The sequence below is a fragment of the Niabella aurantiaca DSM 17617 genome (assembly GCF_000374125.1).
GTDB lineage: Bacteria > Bacteroidota > Bacteroidia > Chitinophagales > Chitinophagaceae > Niabella > Niabella aurantiaca.
Map to the genome: position 1 here is coordinate 60,871 of NZ_KB893646.1, position 12,962 is coordinate 73,832.

The window sequence follows — 12,962 nt, forward strand, 5'->3', positions numbered from 1 at the left end:
CGTAAGGCTGCGAGGGATTTTATTGTCTTTTAAAACCTGATCATATGAACTGTCTTACTATTGAACAGCTTAGTAAAACCTATCCCGGCGGGGTAAAGGCCCTTAACGATATTTCCCTGAAACTCTCCAACGGAATGTTTGGCCTGCTGGGGCCCAACGGTGCAGGAAAATCTTCGCTGATGCGTACCATTGCCGGATTGCAGTCACCGGACTCCGGCCGTATCCTTTTTAACGGCAGCACCGTTGCACCGGGTTCCGTGCTCATCAAAAAACAACTGGGTTACCTGCCCCAGGACTTTGGTGTATACCCCCGGTTGTCTGCCTTCAAATTGCTGGATCATCTGGCGACCCTGAAAGGTATAACGCACAAAGCGGAACGCAAAGAACAGATCGGTGCATTGCTGCAACGAACCAATCTTTATACGCATAAAGACAAAGCGGTAAGCAGCTTCTCCGGGGGAATGCGGCAGCGTTTTGGCATTGCGCAGGCCCTGCTGGGCAACCCGCAACTGATCATTGTGGATGAACCTACCGCAGGGCTGGATCCGGAAGAACGCAACCGCTTTAATAACCTGCTTAGCGAGATCGGGGAACAGGTGATCGTGATCCTCTCCACCCACCTGGTAGAAGACGTGCGCAATCTCTGCACAAAAATGGCCATCATTAACAATGGCAGTCTGGTTGCAACAGGCCGTCCTGACGATTTTATAAGCGTGCTCAATGGTAAAATATGGTCAAAGCGGATCCTCAAAGAGGCGCTCCTGCAACAGTCGTACCGGGCTATTTCGTCGCATTTTATGGCAGGAAAGCTGCACATCAATATTTACGCGGAACACGATCCCGGAGACGGGTTTATGCCCAAACAAGCTGACCTGGAAGACGTTTACTTTACTCAACTCAATCCTGAATTATGTTCCTGCGGTTAATCCGATTTGAATGGCTGCTCATCAGCAGGAAACGATCGTTTTATGTGCTGCTGCTCTTTTTTGTATTGCTGGGGTTGCTTGCCGGCACCGTAGCACGCTTCCCGTTTCCCAATACCTTTAAAAACGGCACTTATGTATTGAACTATATTATAGGGATCCTGTCCTTATTGTGCATCTTTTCCACCACGATACTGGCCGCACAGACTCTGTTCCGCGAAAAAGACAGTCGTTTTGAAACCATTCTTTACGCCACACCGGTCCGCAAAGGCCCGTATGTATGGAGCCGGTTCGGCATTATTTTCCTGGTAAACATCATTTGTTACATGCTTTTAATAACCGGTATGATGATGGGGCATCTATTAACCGGGCGGCATTCCGGCGATGTTGATGCGATATATCCCCTGCGTTATCTTCATCCCTTTTTTATTCTGTTGCTCCCTAATATCCTTTTTTGTACTGCAGTGGCGGCAAGCATCGGGTTATTTGCCAGGAACAAGATGCTGGTGTATGCCTCCGGTATACTGATCTATTTTCTCTATTGGGGCATCTCCTTTTATGCCAACTCGCCCATTATTGCCAACAGTACCCCCATGCCGGCTTCCGCCATGCGTATGGCGGCATTGGCAGATCCGTTCGGCATATCAGCCTTCCTGGAGCAAACCCGCTACTGGAGTGCGCTTCAGCGCAATATCGAGCTGTTGCAACTGAATGGCAGCCTGCTGATCAACCGGCTGCTTTACCTTGCGATATCGGGCCTGCTCCTTTTGGTGGCTTATAAAAAATTCGTACTGCAACCGCAGCAGGAGGCCGGAAACCGACGACAACGCCGGTCGCCCGCTGTTTCCCATGCAAGCTACCATCCCGTAGCTACCCATACTGCTTCCTGGCGTTATTATCTGCAATGCGTGTGCAGCCTGGTATCCATCGGGTGGAACAACATTATCAAAAGCATTCCCATCTGGCTGATCCTTGCCGGTTGGGTGGGTTTTATGAGCATTGAAACATTTAGTGATATCAATGGCAATAGCCGCATACCGGAGCACCTGGCCACTACCGCGGTCCTCATAAAAGGCATTCTTTCGGAACTGCCGCTGGTAGCCCTGATGGTGCTGGTGTTCTATGGGAATGAGCTTTTCTGGCGTAGCCGCAATACCCGTTTTGATGCATTGGAAAATACGACCGCCGTTCCCCCGGTTGTACTGCTCGTTTCGAAATGGCTGTCGCTGTTGCCTGTAATCCTCCTGCTGTTACTGGCAGGTATGGGTATGGGAGTGTTGATACAGTTCATAAAAAGTAATGCTCCTGTTGACTGGGCACTGTATGGATCGCTTTTTTACCTTATCGGACTGCCCCTGTTCCTGAATGCCGGACTGATCATTTGTATACAAGCGCTGCTCAGGAATAAATATGCCGGTATCATAGTTGCAGGTATGGTAGTGCTGCTGACGAACACCAGTATGGGTAACCTGTTTGGCATCAGGCATCCGCTGCTGCGCTTTGCCAATACGTTCCAGGGCGCCTACAGCGAAATGAATGGTTTTGGTAACGGTCTTTCTGCCTTTCACGTTAAAATGGTATACGGGTCTTCCGTTACGCTGCTACTTTTTATGATTACGGCTGCTTTCAGGCAGGGAACCGCTACCACCGGCCAGAGACCGTGGTTATGGAAGGCTGGTATATACGGAATGCTTACCATTACCGCTTTTTACGCAGGCACCCTTATTTTCATCAACACGCCGTCATTTAGCAGGCAGTCCCTTACAGACTGGAAAATCTCCTACGAAAAGAAATATGCATTTATTGCAAACAGACCCCAGCCTTTGATCACCGATGTTTCCGCGGAGATCGATCTTTATCCCGAGAAAGCCGGTTACAGGGTCCGGGGAAATTACCGGATGGTGAATCAGACAAAAGCTCCCATCGACACGCTCTATATGTATGGCGACAAGGAAATGAGCTGGCGCCGGTGGCAGCTGGACAATGGAGAACTTATCACAGCAGATTCCTTATACGGTTATTATGTATTTAAGCTTGTGCGCCCGTTAATGCCAGACGACAGTATGAGCCTGCAATTCGCTTTTGAATATGAGGGCTCGCCTTTTAAACCAGCAGCGGGATTCAATACAATTGTCCGGAACGGGAGCTTTATCCGCATCAGCCGGTATTTTCCGGTGCCAGGGTACAATAACAGTAATGAGATCGAAGAAAAACGGGAGCGTAAAAAATATGGCCTGGATACCACCGACTGGCTGCCGGCCTTATCATCTCCCCGGAAAAAGGATGCAGGTTTTGTGCACTTTGAAGCCGTGGTATCCGTTGATGATCACCAGACCGCCGTCAGCATAGGCGAGCTGGTAAAACAATGGAAAAAAGGGTCCCGCAACTATTATCATTATAAAACACCTGTACCGGTGCCGTTCCGGTTTGCGGTGGCATCGGCCCATTATGCTGTTAAAAAACAAAAGCAGGGCAACACCGTTATTGAAGTATATTATGATCCGGAGCATTCCCGGAACATCGATCACCTGATGAATACTGCGCGCCGGAGTATCGCCTATTGCACAGCTAACATTGGCCCCTACCCGTTTTCAACTGCCCGGTTTATAGAAATTTCAGCGCTTACCAGGGGCTTTGCCGGGACCGCATACCCCGGAAGTCTATTCATCAACGAAGCATTCGGGTACCGCAATGTGATCGGTAAAGATCCTGCCAGGGACATCGTCAATGAAATGGTGAGCCATGAAACAGCGCACGCATGGTGGGGCAACAGCGGCATTGCGCCGGATGAACGGCAGGGCAGCACGCTGATGACGGAAACACTCGCCATGTACACGGAACTGATGTGCTATAAACAAATGTATGGAGCAGACGTGCTTGCCAACCGGGTGCATGTGCACAAGGATCTGTACCTCAGCAGCCGCAACCAATCCGACGAACCGCCCCTGTTCCTGCTGAACCCCGCCCAGCCTTATCTCTCCTACGACAAGGGAATGGTAGTTATGTACCAGCTTTACCTGCTCCTGGGTGAAGCGCGGGTCAACCGGGCCTTAAGGAACTTTTATCAGCAACATGCTTTTCCACATCCGGTACCGGTTTCCACCGACCTGCTGGAGGCGCTGTATGCCGTTGCATTGCCCTCCGACACGGCAAAACTGGATGAATGGTTCCGGCAGATCGTTACCTACGACCTCGTACTGGAAACCGCTACGGCAAGCAGGCAGGCAAACAACACTTACGCCCTGAACCTCGATGCAGCAGTCACGAAATACAAAGAAGATGGAACCGGAAATGAAGCCGTAATTCCTTTTAACGAACCCGTTACAGCGCTGATCGCTTTTCCCGGGGGCAGCACCCAAAAACGAGTGCTGCAGCCGGTCCACAACCGTATCCAGACCACTTTATCTTTTACAGAAAAACCCCTGCGGGTAGTGCTGGACCCGGACCTCAGATTCCTGAACCGTTCAGACGAAACAAAAGAGAAAGCTGTAACAATCCTTTAAGAGTATTTGCGCAGCCAGTCCTTTATATGTAAAACAGATACCTGACAGCAATAAAAAAAGCACCCCTTCCGGAGTGCTTTTTTGAAAGACCCGTCAGGTCCCAAAGATCTGACAGGTTTAATTATTTATCCCAGCGCTACCCTTTTGAATTCGGTAACGGTTACGTCGCCGTTCTCTTTCAGATAGTCTGCAACGGATTTACCGGCATCCTTTACAAAAGCCTGGGCGGTTAAGGTTTGCTCTTTGAAGAATGCACCCAGTTTACCTTCGGCAATCTTAACCAGCATTTCTTCCGGCTTACCGGCCATCTTCGGATCTTCTTTCATGATGTCGAGGATCACTGTTTTTTCGCGTGCCACCACATCAGCAGGAACACTGGCAGCATCTACCGCTACCGGGCTCAGGGCCGCTACCTGCATGGCGATATCTTTACCGACTTCGGCAGCTTCTTTATTCAGTCCTACCAGCACTCCAATACGGTAAGCTCCGTGGATATAGGAAGCAACATAGGGAGCGTCTACTCTTTCAAATTTGGTGATGCCGATCTTTTCGCCGATCGATGCCAGTTTATCACTTACCAGGTCCGCGATCTTCGCGCCATTGATCTCCGCAGTATTCAGTTCATCAATGCTTTTAATATCATTGGCAACAGCAGCATCTGCGATGCTTTTTACAAAAGCCACAAAATCTTCGTTCTTGGAAACAAAGTCTGTTTCACAGCTCACACATACAACGATCCCCGACTTGTTGTCTGCAGTTGTCTGCGCAACCACCACGCCTTCTTTTGCTTCACGGTCGCTTCTTTTGGCAGCCACTTTCTGGCCCTGCTTGCGCAGCCAGTCGATCGCGGCTTCAAAATCGCCGTTTGTTTCTGTTAATGCCTTACGGCAGTCCATCATACCGGCGCCGGTTGCCTGGCGCAGCTTATTAATATCCTGTGCGGTTATAGTTACTGTACTCATTGTTTTTGTTTAAAGTTTGACATTTAAGGTTTGATGTTTAGCTCCTCAAATCTTAAACCGGCCTTATTTGTGAAAACTAATTTTCATCAGACCGGCTACCTGGCTATGAAGCCAGTTGAAAGAGATTAAGGTTTAAGACTCAATATCTGATTTTCAAGGCCGCAGCCTTAACGTCAAATATTGAACCTTAAACCCCGTCCGACCGGGTCATCCGGGCGGGCTTAAACGAAGATTATCTTCTGGGCGCTCCACCTCTGGATCCGCCGCCGGTAGTTGTTCTGCGGCGCTGACCCTGGCCAGCCCCTGCACCTGTTCCGGTACTGCGTCCGCGACCACCACGGCCGGCTTCAGCTTCAGCTTCTGCCTGCATTTTCGCCGCTTGCTTTTCTTTTTCGTCTGCAAAATTATCTTCAACATCCTCGTCTTTTGCAGCCTGTCTTTCGCTCAATCCTTCTGCAATGGCAGCGGTGATGTAGTTTACAACGATCGCAATGGATTTGGTAGCGTCATCATTTGCCGGAATTGCAAAGTCTACTTTATTCGGATCGCCGTTTGTATCTACCACACCAAACGTACCGATGCCCAGGCGTTTTGCTTCAGCCAGCGCAATGTGCTCATGACCGATGTCCACAATGAACAACGCAGCAGGAACACGGCCCAGCTGGGCAATACCGCCCAATACTTTTTCCATTTTTTCCTTATCGCGGGTTAAGGTCAGGCGTTCTTTCTTTGTAATGCTGTCGAAAGAACCGTCGCCCAGCATTTTTTCAATGCTCTGCATTTTCTTAACCGATTTACGTACCGTGTTGAAGTTGGTAAGCATACCACCCAGCCAACGCTCGGTTACGTAGGGCATTCCCACTCTTTGTGCGCACTCGGTCACAATATCTTTCGCTTGTTTCTTGGTACCTACAAAAAGAATTTTTTTACCGCTGCGTGCAATCTGTTTCATTGCTGCTGCAGTTTCCTGCAGGCACTCCACGGTTTTGTTCAGGTCGATGATGTGAATGCCTTTTTTCTCAGCAAAAATGTAGGGTAACATTTTAGGATTCCATTTCTTTTTCAAGTGACCGAAATGTACCCCTGCTTCCAAAAGTTGCTGTTGTAAGGATGTATTATTATTTTCCATCTGACTAATTTGAAAATTTGAAAATGTGATAATTTGAAAATACCAGGATTAACGTTTGCTGAACTGGTAGCTCTTTCTGGCTTTTTTGTGACCAAATTTCTTACGCTCAACAGAACGCGGATCCCTTCTCAGCAGGCCGGCTGCTTTTAACGCAGGACGGAACTCAGCGTTTACGTCTACCAACGCACGGGCGATGCCCAGCATGGCGGCTTCCGCCTGACCTTTTACGCCACCGCCGGTAGCAGTGATCTTTACGTCAAATTTATCAGCCGCTTCAACGGTTTTCAGCGGGCGTTCTACCTGGTTTTGCAGGTACACCAGGGAAAAATAGTTTTTATAGTCTTTATCGTTAACGGTAATGGAGCCAGCACCCTTGGATAAGAAAACACGGGTAACGGCTTCTTTACGGCGTCCTACAGCATTTTTTTGCTTTTCCATTTATTTAATTTGAAAATTTGAAAATTTGAAAATGAAGCATGTCTTTCGCATTCTGCATTTTATATTCCCTTTTTAGAACTTCAGTTCTTTCGGTTGTTGTGCAATATGCGGGTGCGTACCGCCGGCATATACAAATAATTTTTTGTACATCTTCCGTCCCAAACGGTTTTTGGGAAGCATGCCTTTTACCGCTCTTTCTATGATCACTTCCGGACGGCGTTTTTGCAGGTCGGATGCTGCTTCTTCCTTACGTCCGCCGGGATAGCCGCTATAGGTGTCATATACTTTCTGATCCATTTTATTACCGGAAAGTTTCACTTTCTCACAGTTGATCACGATGATGTAATCGCCGGTATCCACGTGCGGCGTGTAGATGGCTTTGTTTTTACCGCGCAAAATAGCAGCGATACGGGAACACATACGTCCTACGGTTTGATTAGTACCATCTACAACGTACCAGTTACGCTGCACGGTAGCCTCGTTCGCATGTTTAGTGGTGAAATGTTGTTTGCTCATTGTTTATTTAAATTTTTAAAGTGATTCCGGGCTAACCCCCGGCCTTTTTCTAAAGGACTGCAAAGGTAGCTGAGTATTGCATAAAAAACAACGAAAAAAGGAGCTATTTTTTACAGCTCCTTTACAAGATGTTGATTTTCAGTAAAAATTTTGACTGCAATTTTAACTCATGGGGCTATCCGACCACCCTGCCACGCGCGAGCGCCTGTTTTTTTTCAAAAACGGTGGTACACCTCCGGTCCTGCTTGCCTTTACAGACCATCCTGCCTTTTCAATCGAAAGCCCCTTTTAAAACCGAAAGGTCAGCAAAAGACCCGTCCGGATGCCTGCCCAGGGGCCGGTCAGTTCCATTCTTCCCCCGTTTTCGTTTACATCAATGGCTTCCCTTGCATAAGGAATGTCTATTTTTTTTAGCTGATCCTTCAGCTCCGCCTGGTCATCCGGGGTAAGCGGCCGGTCAGCGATGCCGGACAAGCTTCCTTTTCCACTTCCAAGGTTGAGGCCGGCAATCCACAGATCCAGGCCCAGGCTCCTTCCCAAATGCCATTGGGCTCCCAACAGCACCCCTCCGGTATGCGCCGTAACAGCGCCCGACAGGTCGACGGCGTAGTGCGTTCCATTTTCATCATAGGCAATCGTATTGCGCAGCATTTTGTATTTCGCAAACCGGTAGTAGGGGGCTATATAAAAACCATGTCCATAACCCTTACGTCCTAAATAAAATCGTACTTCGGGTGTAAAAGCATAATTGGTAAACTTTATTTTATCGATGGCCTCATCTACAAACCGGATCTCTTCTTTAGTGATCCGGTTCTTTATTTGGTTCCTGAAAGGCAGGGTTGACGCGGGCATGATCCTGCCGGCTATTGCCACTGAGAGGAATTTGTTCAGAACCCGTTCGTATTGCACCGAATAATTTTTCAGTACCGGCGATGTCAGGTTCAGCTTTACAATAGAGCGCCCGGGCCGCTGCAGAAATGGGCCGGAGGATGCGGCGGGCTGTGATAAAACCCGCTGGCCGGCACACAAAGCGATCAGCAATATGGACAAAAACTTCATAAGCGTAGTTTGCATACTAAGATAATCTAAATTCCGATTGTCATTGCAGGCGATAGGCAAAAGCCCCCGGTACTGATAAAAACAAGCGATCAGAAAAGCATATCTCTGCCACCCTGAGCAGTGCCTGGAAAACGTGAGATCCGGCAGCGGAGGCAACACTCCATATTACAGACCAGAACAACTGAACCGGATAGAAATACGAAGGAAGATGGGAACGCCTTAACCATGTGCCGCTTAGAAGCTGTTTAAAAATAATATTTGGTCCCCCTTATAAGCGCCATCCGGCGCGTCGCTATCGTTAAAGCCGCGCTTTAGCACGGCCTTAACGAAGCCGTAATTTCATAAGTGCCGTCGGCACGGATCATTATGCCCCGAGCCCATGGCTCTCTGTTGCTCTTTTGGACGTATAAACGGGTTGAAACCCGTTCTTGCCGGATCTTCCGAGGCCACGCCTCTTTTGCTAAAATGATCGTTGAACCCCGCTTTTTACAGATGACGGCTACAGCGAAGCCCCAAGTAGAGACGATAAAAAGCTGGTACCTTTTAATGGTTATACGGATGCTCCCGGATCGTTTTTAAACAGCCGCTTAGAAAAGCAAAGAATATTTATACCGGAACCGTCAAAACAGATACGGCTGCCAACCTGCTGGTATTGAGCTTTAACCTGGATGGGAACTGGGGGTAACAATTCCAACAACGGATTCTTAATTCCCCTCTATGATAATGAAAAGGTCAAACGGCAAGCCAATATCAATGCTGCACATTTTTTAGTTTTTATGGCTCACGCTGATTAGGTCTGGAAAAGAATGAGGACAGGGCTCTTCATTATCTTGAAAAAGAATTTGCACGGTACCCGGATAGCCGGTACTCCAAATTTTCCTTTTTTCTGCGCCTGCTTAACAAAACCGACAGTTCAAGAGCCAAAAGACTGGCGTTGGAAGAAGCGGATGCAATGATCAGAAAAGGGTTTCATACAAAAGAAGATTACCAAAGAATACAGTATATATATACATCGGTAAAGTTGCCGGCGCGTATGATGTGACGGGACTACCTACCAAGATCATTATCGGCAGGGATGGCAACGTGAAATTCCGGAGTATTGGTTTTGGTGGTGATGAAATACTAAAAAAACACCTGCCGGTGATGATCCGTCTTGCCAACTGACGGTATCCGCTTCTTAACATTGACCAACACCGGGGCCACTAACGATATGAGCTACGTGGCCCTGACCTTTAAGAGGCCCGTCAACTCCGACTTTTCGGGATGATTCCGGCATTTTAAGGCTTCCTCAGATTTCGGGACTCCCTAATCCGTAACGGTCACCCGGCAATCCAGGGTTTTCAACGGCGCCTCTTCAGTTTCCCAGATGCGCTTCTGCACCAGCCGTATATGGGAGGTTCCCGGTTTCAATCCTTTGATCGCAACATCCGTTTTGTGGCTGCCACCTACAGGAGCTCCTTTAGGGCGTGTCTGCCCGGCTCCCTTGATTACTACCCTGGTTATGTCCTCATTGTTCTGCTCCAGCACCCAGCTATAGCCTGCGCCACCCATACTCTCCAGCTGCAGCTGAAACGTTTCATTGACCTTTACTGTAATTTTCTTTTTCATGGCTGTTCGTAAAACTAAGACAAACTTTTTTGTTCCGCAGCTCTTCAATAAAAAAGGTGCATACTCTTTTATTCATAAGATGGCGCTTGATCCACAAGCCACGGCTGTCCGTGCCGGTCGCTGTTACTGCAAATCAGAAAAATACTACGCCCAATAAAAAGAAGCTGTATCGGGAGCAAACAGATCGTGCAGGATGATCTGCAAAGATCTGCGCGCGCTGTTTGAGCAGGACATCCCTCCTGTCATTTCAAAGAACCTGGTCCCGTTGATACAGCTTCTTTCTTTAGTTCCGGTATTGCCGCTTACCAGGCGTATAATTCATACACCTTGTTATCGGCCTCAGTGCGTACATTCACAACGCTGTTTTTGTCGCGTGCATGTGCCCCGATCATTAAAATGGCCAGCAATGCCTGGGTATTGCTTTCTTTGATCCTCCGGAACCCCATCCCGCTGATGTTCAGCCATGCATTGTTGTTTTCCGCAATGCCCCAGGTGCCCACGATCTTCACACTATTGTTCCAGACGGCAAATCCGTCGGCGCCCGGGGGCTGAAGTGTTGGTTCGTTCGGCTTTGCCGCCAGGGCGGTTGTAATGGTGGCTACCGGCGCTACCGGCGCCGTGCTGCTTTTCTTTGTCGTTTTTTTGGCAGATGCCTTTTTAACTGCATTCATTGTATGATTATTTAATCCGGTTAAACATTAATTATAGATCTGGTCGATCACGCCGTTGGTCAGGTGAATGCTCACTGCCGCACCCCGGTTCTTTGCGGAGATGCATTGCGTCAGCAGGTTCAGATGAATGTTGTCGCTGGCCGGCGAGATCTTGCGCCATCCGAAATTGGCAATATAGGCCCAGGCATTGTTAGGCGCATCGTTGGACCACAGGCCAATGATCTTTTGAGCACCGGTCCATAATGTTTCCACAATGCTGTTCACCCCATACATTTCCGAGTCGATACCACACTGGCCATAGCCGATGCGGAAAAAGCCGGACTCCCCGAAGCCGGTGCCCCAGCTATTTTTACAGATCCAGCACTGGTTCACATCATCGTAACCGACCACACATACGCAATGTCCGCCCTCCACATGATTATTGGCCCTGCGGTACACTCCGGACCGGTAGCTGAAAAAATCGGTATATACGGTAAAGCAGGCTACCAGAGCGCCGCGGGTGCTGATCCAATCCTTCATCGCCGTGGTGGTGGTCAGCTTTGTGAACCCGCTGATCTTCAGCAGGCGGTCGGCTGCATTGCTGCAGGTATTGCAGGCCTGGTCACCCGGTGTATAAGGAAAACAGGCTTCATCAACCAGCCCTTTATCCCGGAAAGCGATCAGGGCCTTATCGGGCCACCAGCCGTTAGCGCAATTGCGACCTTCGCTTTTCGCATAACAATAAAATAATTGCGCTTCCGAAAAGTCGATGGCCAGGGAGGCATTGCCCCTTTGGATCCGGTAGGCGGTTTCTGCCGTGGCAACCGTACCAAACGCCACACAGGAGCCGCAGGAGCTTTGGTTCTTAACAGGCGTTACAAAATTCTGTCCGCTCCGGTTCCGCCAGTCAAAAAGCGTCGGATATCCGAATGCCTTTTTCTTTTTAATACCCTTTCCGGCAGCAGAAAGCTGAAAGGATCGCAGGGCCTTCTCCGAAGCGTCTTCCCGGGCGGTCAGTGACCGTTCTTTGGGGCCCGGGGTAAACCCCAGGAAATACTTGCGCTCCGCCTCCGTCATGGCGGTAAATTCGTTGTTCGCAGCCTGCCAGGTTAAGCCCGATTCAGTGATGGACGACTGAATGGCCGCAACGTTGATCTTTGACATTTGTTTCTTTTTGTTTATTAAAAAAATGGATTTGAATGATTGCATAAAATGATCCCTGCTTCCGGCGGGCGCCGGCAGATACAGATCTCCCGTTCCGGTTCCGTACTATAGAACCGGTGTTGCAGCTGCAGACCTTAAAGATCCGCTACTCCACGTTCCGGATCGTCCAGAAGTCCTGACAAAATGCAGTATTGGAAATAAATGTATAGGGCATCCAGAAGTAGCCGCTGATGCCCCAGGTTTTGCCCCATGAGTTTCTTACCAGCACCATTTGTTTATCATCGTTATAGCCAACCGCCAGCACCGCGTGCCCGCCCATAAGCGATTCTTTTGAGATATCCGGCAGGGGCATCACGCCGGTATCAGCAACCTTTTTGGTAAGAAAACTTTCATAAACACTAAAACCAAACGAGAACGGATAACCTTCCGCCAGGCACCCTTTAATGGATGTAAGGCTTACCGGAACCCGCCAGTAGGAAAGCACCTGGTTTTTCAGAGCCGTCTTATAACAGGCCGCCGGTGGTTTTTGGGCAAATGCAGCTTCACGATAAGGCCAGTCCTTTTCGGGGCAGATCCCCTGCTTGTTCAATGACTTAATACCATCCCGCAGATAGGCCCCGCTGTCGGACTGCACCGTATGCATCATTTCCCGCTCGTTGTAATAAAGAAATAACCGGGATGGGCGGAACGTTTTCTTGCGCAGTTTCTTTTTCCCGAATTCAAAAGCAGCGCCCAGGGCGTTGGCGGTACAGCTTCCCAGACTTCCCTGGTCATAAATGGGTGGGCAGGTCTTTCGCAGATCGGATTTTGCAGGAAGCCTGCGCATTATTTTCAGGGGCGCCGCATAAATAAAATCGCGGGCGTCCGGAAGATCCGGTATCCATCCCAATGTCCGTTTGGGCGGTCGTGAAGAAGGCTTTGCCATTGTATTTTCTTTTGGTGTTGGTGCATTTTTGACGATACAATATTACCGCGCAAAACAGGCGGTAACAATACCTGAAATAGGCTAA

12 protein-coding genes are annotated in these 12,962 nt (G+C 49.0%); 3 read left to right on the plus strand and 9 right to left on the minus strand.

What is annotated here, in order from left to right:
- Positions 1–44 precede the first annotated feature (44 nt).
- Positions 45–926 carry an ABC transporter ATP-binding protein gene (locus tag B160_RS0123140; RefSeq protein ID WP_018630332.1) on the plus strand — a complete coding sequence of 294 codons (882 nt, stop codon included), beginning with the start codon at positions 45–47 and terminating at the stop codon, positions 924–926.
- Positions 911–4,426, plus strand: coding sequence for an ABC transporter permease/M1 family aminopeptidase (locus B160_RS0123145; RefSeq protein ID WP_018630333.1), 3,516 nt, complete (start codon positions 911–913; stop codon positions 4,424–4,426). Before B160_RS0123140 ends, B160_RS0123145 begins: the two co-directional genes overlap by 16 nt.
- A gap of 125 nt (positions 4,427–4,551) precedes the next feature.
- Here the strand turns inward: B160_RS0123145 and tsf are convergent, their stop codons facing one another.
- From tsf to B160_RS0123175, 5 genes are all read right to left on the minus strand, one after another.
- A complete protein-coding gene (tsf, locus tag B160_RS0123150; RefSeq protein ID WP_018630334.1) occupies positions 4,552–5,388 on the minus strand; it encodes a translation elongation factor Ts in 837 nt (278 codons plus the stop codon).
- A 232-nt stretch (positions 5,389–5,620) separates the two neighbouring features.
- On the minus strand, positions 5,621–6,430 hold the full coding sequence (gene rpsB, locus B160_RS0123155; protein WP_245562269.1) for a 30S ribosomal protein S2: 810 nt from the start codon (positions 6,428–6,430) through the stop codon (positions 5,621–5,623).
- A gap of 135 nt (positions 6,431–6,565) precedes the next feature.
- Positions 6,566–6,955: a 30S ribosomal protein S9 gene (gene rpsI, locus B160_RS0123160; RefSeq protein WP_018630336.1), complete on the minus strand. Its 390-nt coding sequence runs from the start codon at positions 6,953–6,955 to the stop codon at positions 6,566–6,568.
- A 72-nt stretch (positions 6,956–7,027) separates the two neighbouring features.
- On the minus strand, positions 7,028–7,471 hold the full coding sequence (gene rplM, locus B160_RS0123165; protein WP_026309967.1) for a 50S ribosomal protein L13: 444 nt from the start codon (positions 7,469–7,471) through the stop codon (positions 7,028–7,030).
- A 288-nt stretch (positions 7,472–7,759) separates the two neighbouring features.
- Positions 7,760–8,545 carry a DUF3575 domain-containing protein gene (locus B160_RS0123175; RefSeq protein ID WP_026309968.1) on the minus strand — a complete coding sequence of 262 codons (786 nt, stop codon included), beginning with the start codon at positions 8,543–8,545 and terminating at the stop codon, positions 7,760–7,762.
- A 1,023-nt stretch (positions 8,546–9,568) separates the two neighbouring features.
- Between B160_RS0123175 and B160_RS32430 the strand changes: the two genes are divergently transcribed.
- On the plus strand, positions 9,569–9,694 hold the full coding sequence (locus B160_RS32430; RefSeq protein ID WP_281163384.1) for a hypothetical protein: 126 nt from the start codon (positions 9,569–9,571) through the stop codon (positions 9,692–9,694).
- Between the two features lie 141 nt (positions 9,695–9,835).
- Here B160_RS32430 and B160_RS0123185 read toward each other — a convergent pair whose 3' ends face one another.
- The 4 genes from B160_RS0123185 to B160_RS0123210 form a co-directional block, all read right to left on the minus strand.
- The gene (locus B160_RS0123185; protein WP_018630341.1) at positions 9,836–10,138 is read right to left on the minus strand and encodes a protease inhibitor I42 family protein; all 303 of its coding nucleotides are present in this window, start codon (positions 10,136–10,138) and stop codon (positions 9,836–9,838) included.
- Positions 10,139–10,440: 302 nt separating this feature from the next.
- Positions 10,441–10,809 carry a hypothetical protein gene (locus B160_RS0123200; RefSeq protein ID WP_018630344.1) on the minus strand — a complete coding sequence of 123 codons (369 nt, stop codon included), beginning with the start codon at positions 10,807–10,809 and terminating at the stop codon, positions 10,441–10,443.
- Between the two features lie 27 nt (positions 10,810–10,836).
- A complete protein-coding gene (locus B160_RS0123205; RefSeq protein WP_018630345.1) occupies positions 10,837–11,952 on the minus strand; it encodes a C1 family peptidase in 1,116 nt (371 codons plus the stop codon).
- A gap of 145 nt (positions 11,953–12,097) precedes the next feature.
- Positions 12,098–12,877 carry a C1 family peptidase gene (locus B160_RS0123210; protein WP_018630346.1) on the minus strand — a complete coding sequence of 260 codons (780 nt, stop codon included), beginning with the start codon at positions 12,875–12,877 and terminating at the stop codon, positions 12,098–12,100.
- Positions 12,878–12,962: the final 85 nt, after the last annotated feature.